The 16,534-nt window shown below is 38.8% G+C and carries 12 protein-coding genes and 1 pseudogene; 7 read left to right on the forward strand and 6 right to left on the reverse strand.

Going from position 1 to position 16,534, the window contains the following annotated elements; translation table 11 throughout:
- Window positions 1-3: 3 nt before the first annotated feature.
- Complete coding sequence (locus tag H6G75_RS06605; RefSeq protein ID WP_190979154.1) at window positions 4-636, reverse strand: HupE/UreJ family protein; 633 nt, start codon at window positions 634-636, stop codon at window positions 4-6.
- Window positions 637-1,263: 627 nt separating this feature from the next.
- Here H6G75_RS06605 and H6G75_RS06610 point away from each other — a divergent pair.
- Both H6G75_RS06610 and H6G75_RS06615 read left to right on the forward strand, forming a co-directional pair.
- Window positions 1,264-2,712 carry a M48 family metallopeptidase gene (locus tag H6G75_RS06610; RefSeq protein ID WP_190979155.1) on the forward strand — a complete coding sequence of 483 codons (1,449 nt, stop codon included), beginning with the start codon at window positions 1,264-1,266 and terminating at the stop codon, window positions 2,710-2,712.
- Between the two features lie 138 nt (window positions 2,713-2,850).
- Entirely contained in the window at window positions 2,851-3,405 is a 555-nt protein-coding gene (locus H6G75_RS06615; protein WP_190979156.1) for a hypothetical protein, read from the forward strand.
- Window positions 3,406-3,742: 337 nt separating this feature from the next.
- On the opposite strand, the gene H6G75_RS06620 is transcribed toward H6G75_RS06615, so the two are convergent.
- Window positions 3,743-5,131 (reverse strand): hypothetical protein, encoded by a 1,389-nt coding sequence (locus H6G75_RS06620; RefSeq protein ID WP_190979157.1) that lies wholly within the window; start codon window positions 5,129-5,131, stop codon window positions 3,743-3,745.
- Between the two features lie 240 nt (window positions 5,132-5,371).
- Here H6G75_RS06620 and H6G75_RS06625 point away from each other — a divergent pair, with 240 nt between their 5' ends.
- The 4 genes from H6G75_RS06625 to H6G75_RS06640 all read left to right on the forward strand — a co-directional run bounded on the left by H6G75_RS06625 (window position 5,372) and on the right by H6G75_RS06640 (window position 11,797).
- Window positions 5,372-6,457 (forward strand): sigma-70 family RNA polymerase sigma factor, encoded by a 1,086-nt coding sequence (locus tag H6G75_RS06625; RefSeq protein ID WP_190979158.1) that lies wholly within the window; start codon window positions 5,372-5,374, stop codon window positions 6,455-6,457.
- A gap of 85 nt (window positions 6,458-6,542) precedes the next feature.
- Window positions 6,543-6,704 (forward strand): hypothetical protein, encoded by a 162-nt coding sequence (locus H6G75_RS06630; protein ID WP_190979218.1) that lies wholly within the window; start codon window positions 6,543-6,545, stop codon window positions 6,702-6,704.
- Window positions 6,705-6,711: 7 nt separating this feature from the next.
- Window positions 6,712-7,884: a DUF1822 family protein gene (locus H6G75_RS06635; protein ID WP_190979159.1), complete on the forward strand. Its 1,173-nt coding sequence runs from the start codon at window positions 6,712-6,714 to the stop codon at window positions 7,882-7,884.
- A 145-nt stretch (window positions 7,885-8,029) separates the two neighbouring features.
- Window positions 8,030-11,797 (forward strand): caspase family protein, encoded by a 3,768-nt coding sequence (locus H6G75_RS06640; RefSeq protein WP_190979160.1) that lies wholly within the window; start codon window positions 8,030-8,032, stop codon window positions 11,795-11,797.
- A gap of 162 nt (window positions 11,798-11,959) precedes the next feature.
- Here H6G75_RS06640 and H6G75_RS06645 read toward each other — a convergent pair whose 3' ends face one another.
- Both H6G75_RS06645 and H6G75_RS06650 read right to left on the reverse strand, forming a co-directional pair.
- The gene (locus tag H6G75_RS06645; protein WP_190979161.1) at window positions 11,960-13,711 is read right to left on the reverse strand and encodes an ABC transporter ATP-binding protein; all 1,752 of its coding nucleotides are present in this window, start codon (window positions 13,709-13,711) and stop codon (window positions 11,960-11,962) included.
- 277 nt (window positions 13,712-13,988) lie between these two features.
- Window positions 13,989-14,666 carry a hypothetical protein gene (locus H6G75_RS06650; protein WP_190979162.1) on the reverse strand — a complete coding sequence of 226 codons (678 nt, stop codon included), beginning with the start codon at window positions 14,664-14,666 and terminating at the stop codon, window positions 13,989-13,991.
- 276 nt (window positions 14,667-14,942) lie between these two features.
- Here H6G75_RS06650 and galE point away from each other — a divergent pair, with 276 nt between their 5' ends.
- A complete protein-coding gene (gene galE / locus H6G75_RS06655) occupies window positions 14,943-15,941 on the forward strand; it encodes a UDP-glucose 4-epimerase GalE (protein WP_190979163.1) in 999 nt (332 codons plus the stop codon).
- 194 nt (window positions 15,942-16,135) lie between these two features.
- Here galE and H6G75_RS06660 read toward each other — a convergent pair whose 3' ends face one another.
- Together H6G75_RS06660 and H6G75_RS33925 are read right to left on the reverse strand one after the other, a co-directional pair.
- The gene (locus tag H6G75_RS06660; RefSeq protein ID WP_190979164.1) at window positions 16,136-16,348 is read right to left on the reverse strand and encodes a DUF6887 family protein; all 213 of its coding nucleotides are present in this window, start codon (window positions 16,346-16,348) and stop codon (window positions 16,136-16,138) included.
- Window positions 16,345-16,518 (reverse strand): annotated as a pseudogene (locus tag H6G75_RS33925) (DUF6888 family protein). Before H6G75_RS33925 ends, H6G75_RS06660 begins: the two are co-directional and overlap by 4 nt.
- Window positions 16,519-16,534: the final 16 nt, after the last annotated feature.

Here is a 16,534-nt window from a genome sequence, read left to right on the forward strand (position 1 = left end):
CAATTAGTTAAGTCCAATAGTCAACGAGACAAAACCAAGAGCGCAGATAGCAAAGCCTAACAGACTAACTTTTCTAGACAAAATACTAGATAAATCTGCTTGATTTACCTGAGTAGCAATTTGGCTGACACTCTTTACCACTGCATACTGCGTCAAAGCCGCACCGACAATATACATTACTGAAGGTATTGTTCCTGCCCCAATAATCGATTCACTATTAAAATAACCGTGAAACAAACCTGCGATCGCTGTTAGTAACAGCAGTGTGAACAGCTTAGGCTGTTTGGCTGTAACCAATACCATACCAAAAGCAACACTCACAATTGCGATCGCAACTTCTGAAACTGGTAAATTGATTTGCCAGAGAGTAATGATTGTGCCGAAAATATTGGCTGATATCAGCGTAATACTTATCCAGTTAACATACTGGGTTTTTGTGGCGAGTAAACCGATGGCTAAGATACTCACAAACTCAGCCAAGACTAATACTGGATCTGCCATTCCCCACAAAAAGCCGTCCCAAGAATTAGAAATGTCATGGGGATATGATAATCCAGTCCATGAACTCAGCAAACTAATCATAGCTAAAGCTGCGATCGCACCAACATAACGTTGAAGTAATTTATCTTTGAACATAAGATATACCAAATTAGTTTTTCGGTATTTTATACTGCCCAACTCCCAAAACAAACTAACGCGATCGCTATCTAATTTTTGATGAATTTTTGGGGCTTCACAGCACTTATCATTTTCATAAAATCATTACTATTTGTTACAGTAATCTCCCAAAGTTTTTTAATGCTCAAATAACTTGTTTCATAAAGTTATTAATATCTATGACAGTAATATCCCAAAGTTCCATCCCAGTAATTGTTTGACAATCACAGAATTTGCTGCAAACTAGAATTGCGATAGCAATTCATCAAATCAATTTTGGCAAACTTGAGTGGCACAAACAAATGCTGTTTAACGAATACTTACAAGATTGAAACTGAAATTTATCTTAATTTGTAAACTTTTAATGATTTGGGCAGATTAAAATCATAAAATAACGTAGTTATCTTCCAGCATAATCGCTAATCTGGGGTCAACAATGATTTGATAATGTTGTGCCTCAAGTTTCCAGATTGTAAACACCCCTGTACCCTGATTCCCCTACACCCAGTCTCAACAGAAAATCTTTCTGCGTAAATCCTAGTCAGGCAATGAATAAACCGTAAAATCACGCAGTAATGTTATTCAGATGAATTGAAGGCAAATTCTATGACTAGAGCATTTCCAGTTGCTCAAGCTGTAAAATTGAGTTTGATTTTAGGCGTGACCACTGGTAGTTATTTACTAGGAAGCAATTTCAAGGTTCATGCTGAGTCAGGAACCGACGCACATCGCCAAGCGCAAATTACAAATGTCAAGCTGGCGCAAAATTCCTCAGATATCAGCCGCTTTCAAACCTTTGCAGAAGCTGATGAACTCTATCAAAAAGGACAACTGCAAGCAGCAGAAAATCTTTACCGCAAAGTAAAATCTGAGTTTGCAGCTAGTGATAGAAGACGTACTGCTATTTATGAAGTTGAAAAACTTCCGGGTGATGGTCAAGTATACTGGCGAAATGCCAATGAAGGTTTACAACAAAATTTAGACAGCAAGATTTTTTTACCTCTGCAACTATTACTAAGTAATTATCCAGAATTTATTAAAGGTCATTTACTGTTAGCTGAAGCTTGCCAGAATAAGCCAGAAGCTTGTAAAAATAGTGCTAAAGATGGACAGCCAAAAAATGCCCTAGAAGTTCTCGAAAGAGCAGTAGAATTATATCCTGATGAGCCAGAATTACTCAAAGCAAAAATTAAAGCTTTAGAAAAAGAACAAAAGTTTTTAGAAGCTTCTATTGCAGCCAGACAATTTGCCACAATTTATGTTGATTATCCAGAAGCGCCAGAGTTTGAAAAACTAGCAGAAAAAAATCTCCAACGTCATCACGCCAAGCTGAATGATGATTTACGATTTCAAGGTATTTTTAGTGCAGTTGTAGGTGGTGTAAAAGCATTTAGTACAAAAGATTGGCAAGCTGGGGTTTCCGGTTTTGAAACAGTATCTATGCTTTTGCAAGGTGAATCTGCTTTTGGCAAAGAAGTTGCTGATAAATTAGTTAAACAATATCAACAAGAAGGTAAGTTATTAGAAGACCCCCAAGTTCTCAGTTATGTGCGGGGAATTGGCGGTAGACTAGAGCCTTTGATGGGGCGTAAGTTTGATTATGAATACTACGTTATTCAAGACAGTTCAATTAATGCTTTTGCCTTACCTGGGGGAAAAGTTTTCGTAAATACGGGGGCAATTTTAGCGGCGAATTCGGAAGCAGAATTGGCAGGTTTATTAAGTCATGAACTCGCTCATGCTGTGCTGTCTCATGGTTTTCAACGTGTTGCTCAAGGTAAGTTTATTAGTAGTTTAAGTAATGTCATTCCTATGCCGGATATGTTACAAGAAATGGTAGGTAAAGAACATAGCCGAGAAAATGAACGCCAAGCAGATATTTTAGGTACGAGAGTGTTAACTAAGGCTGGCTATGCTGCGGATGGGTTGCGGAATTTGATGGCAACCTTAAATGCTAAATCTGGCGGAAAATCAGAAACTTCTTGGCAATCTACTCATCCGGCTCCCGCAGAGCGAGTTACATATTTAGAAAATTTAATGGCTCTCCTAGACTAGCTATAGCAAATTAATACTTAATATCAGGTTAAATCCTTACATAGTCTGGGATTCAGGAGTAATAAAGTAAATTTTTATTAAATCATTGTTTTTATATTAGCGAAACCTTGTTATATCAATCATTTGAGCCATTTTTTAGTGTTAATTTATCAACCCAAGTCTGGGAGAGCCAATTTAATTAAAAGTAATAACTATAATCGTTATGCTTTTGAAGGGGTGAAAAAACATAAAGAAATTCAGGATTTAATTCAAGGGGTAACTCCGAGTATTGCGACAACAAATCCTGGAACTCAGCCAGATGAAAAACCCCCCAAAGGTAATCTTAATACTGGAAGTAAACCGACACGCGGTGCAGTAGCGATCGCAGCCGTTCAAACCAGAGATAATGTAGAAATTCGCATCGATGGTGGTAAAGTGGAAAGTGCTCGAAACTTCACGATTAATTTTATTGTGGAAAATCGCAGCGATCGCCCCTTTGCATTTGTGCCTTTATATGCTGAAGTAGTAACAGAAAGTGGCAAAAAATTGAAAACTAGATTTTCATCTGCTCAAGCACAAGTTCCAGCCAAGGGAACAATTAAAGGTGAAGTGCAAGTATTAGGGCAAACTTGGAATAGTCAAGGTTCACAAAATCTAACTTTAGTAATTAAAGAAAGTACTGGTGGTGGGCGCATTTTCCGCATCCCATTCTAGAAAATAACAGCCAGCCATTCTAAATCTTGACTACAAAAACTAAACCACTTTTTGATGAAGGTGCTATTTATTAGTTGTTGTAGAGACGTTATATACAACGTCTCTACAGTATTTATCTGCTTATATATAGCATTTATTACTTTAGTGATGTACTAGAAAAAAATAACCGCAGATGCACGCAGCGAAAAGTTGCATGGGCGGATCTGCCGACTTGAGCAAACTTTTCAAGACAGATAAACGCAGATGAATTGGTATCTCAGTAGGAAATAAAAGGCTATAGTTGGTGTTAGAATATTCTAGGTTTTTGTATCTCCACACTTCAGTGCGAGAAACTATTTTATTGTGGACAATAAAGTGTATATTTCCACTCAGTGGTTGATATATCTTTATTACCTATGACTTCTACCTTAACTCGCCCAGAATTACCTTTAAACTTTGCAGATACTTTATTACTACCTGAGACAAAATCTGTATCAATGAGAGTTTGTCCTTCATAGCTGACTTTTAATCTATCAGGAACGTTATACATTTCATAACTAATATTAATTTGACCTTCATTGGCAGTAAGTTGAATTTCTCGACTATCACCTTGTTGACCACCACTCACCTGTTCTTGGTCGCAGAGTTTTAACCCTCTGGCTTCAGCTTGATAAACTTGTAATTCAATTGATTCAACTTGATTATCAAAAGTTTCTATTTTATCTTCTTGATTTTCTCCGTTATAGTTATATCTTTGTCCTGGTTTGAGAGTAACACCTTGGGGATTTTTAGCTGAGATTACACTGGCGATTCCAGCTATTACATCTACTTGAATTCCATTCGCTGTATTGCGAGTTTGAAACAAATTTCTATCTGGAACTTTCGGAGCAACAATCACTTCATCTTGCTCAGAATTAATTACATGCAGCGCACAAAATTTAGCTTTTTGATTTTGAGATTGTTCCCAAAGTTTGGTTACTACATCTTTCATCCCAGAACCACTACTTTTTTCACTGAAAGATTGATTGTTGGCACAGTTGACTGTGGCAATTAAATTTTCATTTCTGAGACTCCACTCATCTCTAGTAATCGCTGCACATTCCTTACCACCACTTGTCTGACATTGTTGTATTGGTTCGTCACAAGGTTCACTGGCTGAAACACCACTCCAGCCGCGACCATCGGCGGCAGCAACACTACAATATTGCAATTTAGTACCAGAACTTTGGGCTATAAATAACTGTTTAGCAGGCTCAAAATTAGATAAATTTTTATTGATAAATTTATTTTGATTCCGAACACCTCGCTGTACACGCACTCCATATTCACAAGCACGTTTACCACTACCTTGATTTGCCCATTCTATGAGTAAAGAATCGCCTTGTTTAGCTGTACAAGGTAAGTAATAAAGTGTTAATTGTTTATTTTTTGTACTGGCTTGGAGTTGTAGTCCCATATCCTTTCCCGCCGCATTTTGAAAGCGTAATTGAGCGAAAGATTTACCATTACCGGGAAGAAATAAAGTATCATATACTTTTTGTAAAAAACTACCAACAACAGCAGGGCCATAGTTAGAACCACGCCGAATTGACAGTTCATGATTGCCTAAAATTTGGTACAGTTCTGCTTTTTCTGGGACATTGGCATAACTATTTGTTGTGCTTGCCACAGTATACAGAGGAATCATGAAAGTAGCGATCGCATACATCAATCTTCTGTGTTGTGGTTTTAACTTGCGGTTATTCATCGCTGACTCCAGAAAACTTTAACTATGTGGATATACTGTGGGAATTCTGAAAATATTCGTAGGTATTTACCCTTCATTCTTAAATATTATGTAAAGATAATTTGTAAATCATAAAAATAGAGTTAAACAAGTCAATTCATGCACCCTCGTCAAGAAATTGTTGAGATTTTTTCGAGCTTTCTACAATTTTCATCAGGCGGTTCCACAACATGGGTCACGGATAGCAAGCTCTATCGCAATATGAGTAATTACCTCAGTCAGCATTCTGCCGCAGAACGTTCCACATCTGATTGGGCATTATACTGGCATGAGGTTTGGCAAAATCAGCCAAAAAGTCTGGCGAGGGGTCATTTGTATGCGTACTTACAAGAAGTTGGTTACAAAGCGGCTACAAAAGTCAAACCGCGATTTACCTTGCCACAGTATACTTTAGCGGACTATTTTCAAATAGCGATCGCATATATTGATAAGGTATTCACAGGATTTGACCCCCAGCGACAACCTAATTTAGAAGCCTTTGCTTATCGGGTGTTCTGTAATCTCATCAAAGATGGGCTACTTAAAGAAGGGCTAGAAGAAGCAAGTATTAGAAGTGATTGGTCGTTATTGTTACACAGTAGTCAAAAACTGCTTCATAAAGCTTTAGTACAGCGTGGGTTATCCGCCACAGAAATTGCGCCTTATATTTTTGCTTGGGAATGCTTCAAGGTGATTTATGCGCCCACAAAACCCAAGGGGAACCGCCAGCTTACCGCCCCTGATTTGATTGTATGGGAAGCGATCGCCCAACTTTACAATCAAGAACGAATTCAGCAACTACCATCATCAGATGCTAAAACTATTCAAAAATGGTTGGAAGCTTGTATCAAAGCTATTCGGGCTTATACAGATCCACCCACTACTTCTTTAGATGCGTCGGTATTCAACGAAGACAATACATTGCAAGATATCTTACCCAGTGGTGATGCTACTCCCTTAACAAAACTACTAGATGAGGAAGAAGCACAAATCCGTAAATCTCTCTGGATAGAGATAAATTCTCTGTTAAGCAATAGCATCACCAATCTTGATGCACAAAGGCAAGAGCTACTGAAAATGTACTACGGCGAAGAACTCACCCAAAAACAAATTTCTCTCCAGCTAGGAATATCCCAGCCAACTGTGGTGCGCCGACTCCAAAAATTTAAATCTGAATCACTCATCACCTTAGCGCAATGGTCGCAAACCACCCAGAATATTTCTCTGACTCCAAACGTAATCAATAACATGAATGGATTAATTGATGAATGGCTAGAAAAATACTACAAACATCACAATGAAGTATAGCAGATTCATTATTATCAAAACTCTCCTACTCTGCGCTCTCTGCGTCTCTGCGGTTCGTAATATAAATTTCACAAGATATTGTTTTATGAGCGACCAACAAAAAGTAATTGAACTAATCAAACGTCTACCAGCAGATGTTTCAATTCACCACATAATTCAAGAAATTAAATTCCTCGCTGCTATTCATGAGGGAGTAGATGAAATTAGCAGAGGTAAAGAATATCAATTGACACAGTTGAACAGATAATTAAATCATGAACTATCTTAATTCTCTAGCGATATCAACTATTGCCATCGAATCCTGCGTGGAGATATCAGAAACTACACAGGATACAGTTTGGCAGCAAAGTCAAAATTTTTCCACACCCAGCACTCGCCTACAAGCTTATTTAAATCGACTTTGCCTGTTAACTGTTTTACCTTGGCTAGAAGAAATATGGGGAATTATTGCCAAGCCTGCGCCAAATTTTGCTGTTTTGCATAGCTTTTGGGAAGTAGTAAATGGGACAGCGATTACTATTAATCAAACTCGGCTAATATTAATTCCGAGTTTAGCAATTGATATCAATGAAATTCGTGTCCCCCAAGAATGGGTGGATATTCCCAGTTGGGCTGGGGATTATTATTTAGCAGTGCAAGTTAATACTGAAGATGCTTGGGTAAAAGTTTGGGGATATACAACCCATGTGCAACTCAAACAACCAAGTAATTATAATGCAGGCGATCGCACTTATGCTTTAGATTATGAAGACCTCGTCCACGACTTAGATATATTGTGGGTAACTCGTCAACTTTGTCCTGATGTGCCAACAAAAACTGAAGTGGAACCTCTAGCTAATTTAGCATTAACTCAAGCAAATAATTTACTAGAAAGATTAGGCAATCCGGCTGTAGCATTTCCTAGACTTGCAATTCCCTTTAGCTTATGGGGAGCGTTGCTAGAACACGGCGGTTGGAGACAAAGATTATATGAATTACGTACAGGAATTACCCAACAATGGTCAATCATCCAATGGATAAAAACAGGAATTTCTGATTTAGCCCAACAACTTGGTTGGAACTATCTAGATTTAGAAACTAGTCTTGGTAGTAGAGGTATAGCCCAAACAAATGAGCCAGTTATTTTAACTCGTCATTTGATAATTGCTGGTCAAAATTACGAGTTACAAGTGCAATCTTCAGGCGATATTACATCAGGAATTTGGGTTATAGAATTGCAGAGTTTATCACTACAAGGTTTAATTCCTAGTGGGTTTAAATTGCGGTTATTAACTGAAGATTTACAACCATTTCCCGATAATGAATGTGTTGCGGATACAGCAACAGAAAAGTTAGCAATTGAATTACAACTAGAAGCGGGTGAAGGTTTGGTATGGGAGATTGAACCAACGCCCGAAAATTATGAGCGAGAAATATTGAGATTTTAAAATCTTATCAACTTGCGGCGTAACTCTGCGTTGAAAATTAGTAAATTAAATTATAGATAGACACAATTTTTAGAAGACGCATTTCGACTCCGCTCAATGCTCAACAAGCTAGTCCTTCTACTTATACTTAGAATATTTTACAAATATGCCCCGTGCCATTATCAAGAACGATGTCAAAAAACTTTGGTGTTTAGTGATTGGGATTAATGAATATCAAGATAAAAATCTGCGTGCATTGCGTTACGCCGTTGCAGATTGTCAAGGATTTGCTCAGGCTGTAAAACAAGCCAATCACAAATTTATCCACACAGAAATCATTGAGCATCATTCCCAATCATCACCAGCACCTTCATTAGCGGAAATTCGCGCTAGTTTTCAGCAAATAGTTAAATCTGCTAATCCTCAAGATACAGTTTTATTCTACTTTTGTGGACATGGAATGCTGGAGTCAGAAAGTCAGCAGGCTGTGTTGTGTTTAACTCATACTCAAACAGATGACTTACTCAACACTGGTTTGACGATGCAAGAACTGTTGACATTGTTGGGTAATTGTCAAGCTGCTCAACAAATAGTAATTTTAGATGCTTGTCATAGTGGCAGTTTTACTCTGAGAAATTCACCCACGCCTCAGATGTTAGAACAACTGCAAAAAGTTGCTGTTCAGAAAAAACAAACAGGATATAGTCAAGGATTTTATGCCTTACTTTCTTGCGATAAAGAACAGTTATCGTGGGAATTTCCCGATTTGGGTCATGGTGTGTTTACCTATTTTTTGATTCGTGGCTTATTAGGTGAAGCGGCTGATTCGAGAGGGGAAATTGAAGTTAAATCGCTCTACAAATATATTTATCACCAGACTCTCCAGTATATTGATAAGCTCAACCAAGGACTGCGGTTAATTAATCAACAAAGACGTAGCCGTGGTGATACTGATGGGTTAAAAAAAGAACAACCACAGCAAACTCCGAAATTGATTGTAGAAGCAGTGGGGGAATTAGTTCTTGGGTATAAAGCCACAGAAATCGAACTGCGATCGTACAGGCAAGCTTTAATAGTAAATGGGCTATCAGATGGCGAAATCACGCCTGAGATTAGTAAAATGTTGGCTGGTGCGGGTGGTTTTGAGTTGAAATATTGGCATTCCCAAGCACGAGATTTGCCAGATGTCCGCCAAGCGATTCAAAATTGCTTACTCAATCAAGCATCGTCAGCCAGTTTAGAAGATGCAACATCATTACTTTATCTGCGGGGAAGAATTGAAGAAACAAGTACAGGGGAAGCTTTTTTAGTCATTAATGATGAAATTAAACTTAGTCGTGATTGGTTACGTCAAAGTCTGCGTCAGTCAAATATTGCTCAACAAATTGTAGTTTTAGATTGTCTTGTAGATGCACAAAATATTTCATCTCTCCAGAATTGGCTAGAAGATTTGCAACAAGAATCAGAAATTAGCCAGTGTTTAATTATTGGTGCAGCTACTATTGAAAATGCCGAAGAATTTGCTACAGCTTTGCTGACAACTTTGCAAACATCCAACTTACAAACAGGTTTATCTGTGGCTGGCTGGATTATGGGTGTACAGCGCGAACTTGCAGAAAGTCAAATTTGGCGGAATTATTGGCTAGGGGGAATGCAGGGAGTAATTGAAATTTTACCTGCGACTTTACAGAAAAAATCCCAACGGGTAGATTTAGGGATTTGTCCTTATATGGGATTAAGAGCTTTTAGTGAAAAGGATGCAAAATATTTCTTCGGTCAAGAAGTTCTCACCCAAAGAATAATTAATGAAGTTAATCATCAATCTTTTTTAGCAGTAGTTGGTGCTTCTGGGAGTGGTAAATCTTCTGTAGTCCAAGCGGGATTAATGGCACAGTTAAGGTTAGGCAAACAACTTCCGGGAAGTGAAACTTGGCTAATTAAATATTTGCGTCCTGGGGAAAAACCCCTGCAAGAATTAGCCAAAATTATGGCAGAAAGTGAAGAAAATCCCTTACAAACTGAAGGATTATTACATTTAGGTGGTGAGGGTTTTGTTCATTGGTTACGCACTAGAAATGAGCCAATGGTAGTTTTAGTAATTGACCAATTTGAAGAAATTTTGACGCTGGCGGCTACAGGCGATCGCCAAGTTTTTCTTGATATCATTTTAGAAGCTTTAGAATACGCATCCGACCGCTTCAAATTAATCATTACTCTCCGTGCCGACTTTATTTCACCCTGTCTCGAATTACCTAAACTATCGCAAAAATTACAAGCATCTCATGTTTTAGTTCCACCCCGATTGAGTGCAGAAAATTATCGCAAAATTATCGAAAAACCAGCCGAACAAGTAGAATTAACAGTTGAGCCAGGTTTAGTAGAGTTACTGTTAAATGATTTACAACAATCGGCGGGAGATTTACCTTTACTGCAATTTGTTTTAGAACAATTATGGGAACACCGCAACCAAAATACAGGTGAATTAACAGTTTCAGCTTACCGCGATAAAATTGGTGGCATAAAAGTAGCTTTAGAACTCAAAGCTCAAGCCATTTATGATAGTTTATCGCCAGAAGAACAGAAAATAGCCCAATGGGTTTTTCTGTCTTTAACTCGTCTAGGACAGGGTACAGAAGATACTAAAAAACAAGTCCAAAAATCCCAGTTATTGCAAGGTAAATATTCACCATATTTAGTTGAAAAAACTCTGCAAAAGTTTATTGATGCCAAATTAATTGTTGTGAATTTACCAGAACATGAGGTAAGTATCGGACAGAGTCGCACTGCTGATTCTATTTCTCAGGAATTAGAAATACTCAAAAGTGAAGTGACAATAGAAGTAGCTCACGAAATTTTAATTCGTCATTGGTCGAGTTTGCGTTGGTGGCTGGATGAAAACCGCGATCGCCTATATCAACAAGAGCGTTTAGAAAAGAAACGTAAAGAATGGGAACAAAAGCACAAACATCCAGATTTTCTCCTGCAAAAAACTCAACTCACAGAAGCAGAAGCATATTATCAAAAATACAAAGATTACCTCACACCCCAAGAAAAAGCATATATCCAAGCCAGTAAACAAGCGCGGCTAAAAAATCGTTTTTTACTAGGTAGTACCAGTACTATTACTTTAATATTAATTGCAGCTTCTGGTATAGTTGCTTGGCAACAACAACAGCAAAACCAGTTAGCGCAACTCATCCGCTATAGTTCATTTAATATTATTACCCCAGATATTGCCAAAACAACATTAAATAGTCTATCTGCATTGTTGAATAATGCTCATAAACATCAACAAGCTGGGGATATTAATCAAGCATTGGATGATTATCGGCAGATTTGGCGTATTACTTTGAATTTACAAGAAAAAATTAGCCAAGAACCACAAAAGTTTGCGAATATTTTCAAGCACAAAAATACACTACAACAAGCATCACAACAAGCTGAAAAATCTTTGGCAGAAATCATTAAAATAACTCGACTTGCGGCTTTAGAAGCGGAACTCCAACAAGGTAAATTTGGCGATTTAGTTGATACTGATTTTGCCAAGTTAGAAAATCAATATACAGGCGCACTCAAAACATCTTATGCAATTTTGATGCGCGAACAAGGTGCGAAAGCTGATGTCAATAATGATGGTTATCTCACCGAAGGAGAAGAAAAATTTCTACCTTGTGAAACTCTCAAAGATATTGAAACCTTGTGGCGCAAATATACAGAAAATCGGTGTAATTGGACAGATAAATCTACTTGTAGAGAATTACAAGGACAAAACCTCACAATTAAGCTATCATTTCCGCCCAGTGCTTATCTTTTAAAACGGCGCTGGGAAGAGTGTCAAGTGATAGCAGAAGGCAGTGGTTCGACTGCGCTCACCAACCAAAGGCAGAGGGCAGGAGGTAAAAGTTTTACTATGCTTGGTATTGGTGTTTTTTAAATATCCTTACCTATGCTTCTCCTTTGCGTCTCTGCGTCTTTGCGTGAGACAAAAAAATATTTATGCAAGAGGTCTACTGAATTAGTATTCTAGTCATTGGAATAAATTTAAAATCTTCAAACTACATCCCTTTGTGAGTGCAGTCAATCTAAAATTGTTTGACTAACGCAACAATTCCTCGACTTGATGCTGACTCCACAAAATTCTATACAAGCCTTCTTGCTGCACTAAGTCTACATGATTGCCGGCTTGGACAATTTTACCTTTATCCATGACTAAAATTCGGTCTGCGGCGGCGGCTGCTGATAGTTGGTGGGTGATAAAAATTACCGTTTTGCGGCTAGTTCCACTAGAAAGATTTTTGAGAATTTTGGCAGCCGTTTGATTATCAACGCTAGATAAAGCATCATCCAAAATTAAAACTGGTGCATCAACTAACATAGCTCTAGCTAAGGCTGTGCGTTGTCTTTGTCCGCCAGATAAGGTAATACCGCGTTCACCAACTAGAGTTTCGTATTGTTGGGGGAAATTCAGAATTTCGGGATGAATCTGAGACATCACCGCCACAGATTCGACATCTTGTTGTTCCCGTCTTGGGTCAGCGTAACGGATATTATTTTTGATGGTGGTGCTGAATAAAAAACTATCTTGGGGAACATAAGCGATCGCACTCCGCAAATCGGATAATGCAATTTTGGTAATATCTACCCCATCTAAAAATAACTGTCCGGGAGCAATGTCTAACAACCGGGGTAAAGCATTGGCTAAAGTTGATTTCCCCGAACCAATTGCGCCAACAATCGCCACAGTTTCTCCAGGCGCAATTGTAAAATTGACCTGATCTAAAGCTGGTGTTGTTGCTTCTGGATAAGTAAAGCTGAAGTTTTTGGCGCTAATTTCTCCCTTGACTTCTGCCACGGTTAAATTTACCACATCAGCCGTGTCTTGAATTTTGGGCGTGACGCTGAGAATCGATTCTAAGCGATCAATACTGACTTCACCGCGTTGATAGGTGGTAATCGTAAAACCTAACAAAGCTGTGGGAAACACCAACCGTTCTACATAAATTAGCAGTGCTAAAAAATCACCAACTGCTAAAGTTCCACCAGAAATTCGAGTTGTTCCTAACCAAATAATAATTAAAGAACTGAGATTAGCTAAACCGCCAATTAAAGGAAACAAGACATTGCGGCTTTTGGCTAATTGTAAGTTAGCTCTTAATAGCTGTTGATTTTTTTTAGCAAAAGCTTGGCGCTCGTTTTCTTCTTGAGCGTAAATTTTAATTAAGGCAATGCCGCTAATGTCTTCTTGAATGAGTTCACTAATATCAGAGAGTTTTTCTTGGACTTCGGCTTGTTGTTTGCGGAGGCGATCGCTAAACAAATGTACCAACACAAACATCATCGGATACACTGCCAAAGAATATAGCGTCATATCGGCACTAATCGCCAACATGACTGGCAGTGTCAAAGCATAAGCAAAAAAAGTATTGGCTAAACTCAGTACGGCAAAACCCAACAAACGCCGAATATTTTCTACATCGCTAGTAGCACGATTAATCAAATCTCCGGCGGTATTGGTAGCAAAATAAGCAGGTTCTAACTTGAGTAAATGTTCAAAAATCCGTTGTTTTAGGTCAAATTCTACCTGTCGTCCTACGCCAAATAGCCAGATTCGAGAAGCCATGCGGATTAACCACATTGCTGAACTCAACAAAACAATGATTACTACATAATGTATGAGTTGGTTCCAACTAAATTGGGTTGACAGTCTATCAACACAACCGCGAATCAACCAAGGAATATAAACGCCCAAGCCATTGACAGACAACAAAGCAAAAATACCTAATGTTGCCTCTACCCAATGAGGACGCAGGTAAGCACCGAGTTTAGCTAGTCGTCGAGATTTTGCCATTACAGCAACTTTGCAACTCCATCATCCTAAAACAAACGGATCGTAGGTTTATATTTTATCTACAAAGAACTCAGGAGTGTGTCATCAGAATTCAGTAGAGAAAATTATCTGCTGAATTCTCATCCTAAATTGCAGTCAAAGATAGTATTAGTTTGGCGTGGGAGTAGCGATACTATTTCTGATTGCCACTTAGGTTCAATGCTGAATTCAGGTTTCTTAAATAAGGCCAGCCACTAGGGGATAGCGTTGCGGCCTTGTTAATTTTACTTTTTTAACCCTAGGACTGGCGACCACGTAAGAAAAAGTAAACTTGGTTAAGGTAACTTTCCCAAACTTGGGTAGTAAGTTGGAGTGTTTCCGCACTGGGGACAAAATCCTCTAGTCGTAAACCCCGTTCTCGGATTTGTTGGGGATTTTGTAACAAGTAAGGCGGAATCTTGATATCCGCAGCGTTTAACGCGATCGCATTTACATCACTAGTTGTTGCACTAGGATTTAATGCGACAAGTACTTCCGAACTAGTCGCCCCAGCTGGCAGATAATTTCTGACTAGTGCTTGATTTGTTAGAGTGGAATTAACAGCTGTTGCCGCAATTGGTGATCTCACCAAAAAATAAGCGATCGCTGGCGTACTGGACAACAGCAAAATAATCAGCGATGCAGCTAGTAATGTTCCCCCTGGTTTTCCTATCCCACCATCCTTAATTTTTTGGGCGGCAAAAATCATCATTAACACTGATGCACCCAAGGGTTTGAGTGGAAATGAGATCACCCTCCACAAAGAAGCCACAGCTGGTTCATTGGGATTAATGAACGACAAAGCTAGGACAACCAAAACAATAACTAAAACCACCCGTCCGGCAAAAGTTCCTTGAGGATAGAACCTCTGGAACAAAGAATATACGATAGTGCCTACAAGCAGCCACAGTAGTACGCGGCTCAACAATATGAACATAGATTAACTCTCAAATTTTCTAGTGCGATCAGCCTAGGTTTGGAGCAAGATTGTGTATTTGACCGTCAAATTGTAATCGCACTTTTACTTGACTGCAAATATTACCAGCCTCACACCTAAAGACTACCGTCGTAGTGATTTTAGAGCAATTTTTTGACACTGCGTCTATTATTTATAATTTTCCAGGTGAGAAAAAATTTTTTCTGTCACCCTTACACCCTTACATCCCTACACCCATAATTAATTGAGGAATTGTCAACTCAGAGGGGAAAAACTATGTCGCCGCAAAAACCCAGTATTTTAGTCACCGGGGGCGCAGGATACATCGGTTCTCATACTGTACTGGCTCTCAAACAAGCAGGTTATGACGTGGTAATACTTGATAACCTTGTGTACGGTCATCGAGAGTTGGTAGAACAAGTTTTACAAGTAGAACTGGTAGTTGGTGATACCAACGATCGCCCTTTATTAGATGAATTATTTAAAACCCGTAATTTTGCGGCTGTGATGCACTTTTCTGCTTATGCTTACGTAGGCGAGTCCGTGACTGACCCCGCAAAATATTACCGTAACAATGTGGTCGGTACGCTGACTTTATTAGAAGCGATGCTGGCTGCATCCATTCACAAGTTCGTATTTTCTTCTACCTGCGCCACCTACGGAGTCCCAGAAGTCGTCCCAATTCCCGAAGACCATCCCCAAGACCCAATCAATCCTTATGGGGCTACTAAGCTGATGGTAGAGCGGATTCTTGCTGATTTTGATGTTGCTTATAATTTAAAATCAGTCCGGTTCCGCTACTTTAATGCGGCTGGTGCAAACCCTGATGGTTTACTAGGTGAAGACCACAATCCAGAAACTCATTTAATTCCTTTGATATTATTGACAGCTTTGGGTAAGCGGGAATCTATCTCAATTTTCGGCACAGATTACCCCACACCTGATGGTACTTGTATTCGTGATTATATTCATGTGAACGATTTAGCCGATGCCCATGTTTTAGGGCTGGAATATTTATTAGAGGGTGGCGATAGCGAAGTATTTAACTTGGGGAATGGTAATGGTTTTTCGGTGCGGGAAGTGATTGCGGCGGCTGAGTCGGTGACTGGCTTATCAATTCCCGTCCAAGAATGCGATCGCCGTCCCGGTGATCCACCTGTTTTAATTGGTAGTAGTGAAAAAGCTAGAAAAATCCTTGGCTGGCGATCGCAATATCCAGCTATCCAAGATATTGTCACTCATGCTTGGCAGTGGCATCAAAAGCGACACAAATAGAAGTGTGAAGTATGAAGTGTGAAGTAGGAAATTTTTCTGTTCACTCTTCATACTTAGGACTTACGCAAAAACCCTCTCGAACCCTCTTATCTTCGTGTCCTTTGCGCCTTTGCGGTTCGTTTTTTCATGATTCTGCGTAAGTCCTGATACTTTATCGTTTACTTCTGAGAAAAATGAAATTTCAGTCAAAAGATTTAGCCTTGATTCTGTCGTTTTTCTAATTGCTGTTGATGTAATTGGGGAAAGTTGTCTAAGTCTTCTATTGTTTGCGGAGCGGGAAAAATTTCACTGCTATTAGAGCTAAATCTGTCTAAATAAATCTGAAAAGCTGCTTCATCTTCTCGATGTTCCAGGATATACCGACGGAGTTCACTACGAGTCATTGACATAAAATCGTATTTACTCATAAATATCTCCATTTTCCATTGGGATAAATGATGATTTCTGTTTCTTCACCAGCTAGAAAGACAACATTTTTTGTTCATTCATCTATACGTATCATGTGTATTGGTAAATACATTTTAGTTATCCAATAGCTCAGAATGAAGCAAGTTTTTAACTGCTCAGAGGAAGGCATACTTAAACTATTTTAG

This window comes from Nostoc sp. FACHB-280, assembly GCF_014697615.1.
Classification (GTDB): Bacteria; Cyanobacteriota; Cyanobacteriia; order Cyanobacteriales; family Nostocaceae; genus Nostoc_B.

Bases quoted from the DNA above. Each gene is read 5' to 3' on its own strand.
- H6G75_RS06605 (WP_190979154.1), bottom strand. From the start codon at position 636: ATGTTCAAAGATAAATTACTTCAACGTTATGTTGGTGCGATCGCAGCT.
- H6G75_RS06610 (WP_190979155.1), top strand. From the start codon at position 1,264: ATGACTAGAGCATTTCCAGTTGCTCAAGCTGTAAAATTGAGTTTGATT.
- H6G75_RS06620 (WP_190979157.1), bottom strand. From the start codon at position 5,131: ATGAATAACCGCAAGTTAAAACCACAACACAGAAGATTGATGTATGCG.
- H6G75_RS06625 (WP_190979158.1), top strand. From the start codon at position 5,372: ATGAGTAATTACCTCAGTCAGCATTCTGCCGCAGAACGTTCCACATCT.
- H6G75_RS06630 (WP_190979218.1), top strand. From the start codon at position 6,543: ATGAGCGACCAACAAAAAGTAATTGAACTAATCAAACGTCTACCAGCA.
- H6G75_RS06635 (WP_190979159.1), top strand. From the start codon at position 6,712: ATGAACTATCTTAATTCTCTAGCGATATCAACTATTGCCATCGAATCC.
- H6G75_RS06640 (WP_190979160.1), top strand. From the start codon at position 8,030: ATGCCCCGTGCCATTATCAAGAACGATGTCAAAAAACTTTGGTGTTTA.
- H6G75_RS06645 (WP_190979161.1), bottom strand. From the start codon at position 13,711: ATGGCAAAATCTCGACGACTAGCTAAACTCGGTGCTTACCTGCGTCCT.
- H6G75_RS06650 (WP_190979162.1), bottom strand. From the start codon at position 14,666: ATGTTCATATTGTTGAGCCGCGTACTACTGTGGCTGCTTGTAGGCACT.
- galE (WP_190979163.1), top strand. From the start codon at position 14,943: ATGTCGCCGCAAAAACCCAGTATTTTAGTCACCGGGGGCGCAGGATAC.
- H6G75_RS06660 (WP_190979164.1), bottom strand. From the start codon at position 16,348: ATGAGTAAATACGATTTTATGTCAATGACTCGTAGTGAACTCCGTCGG.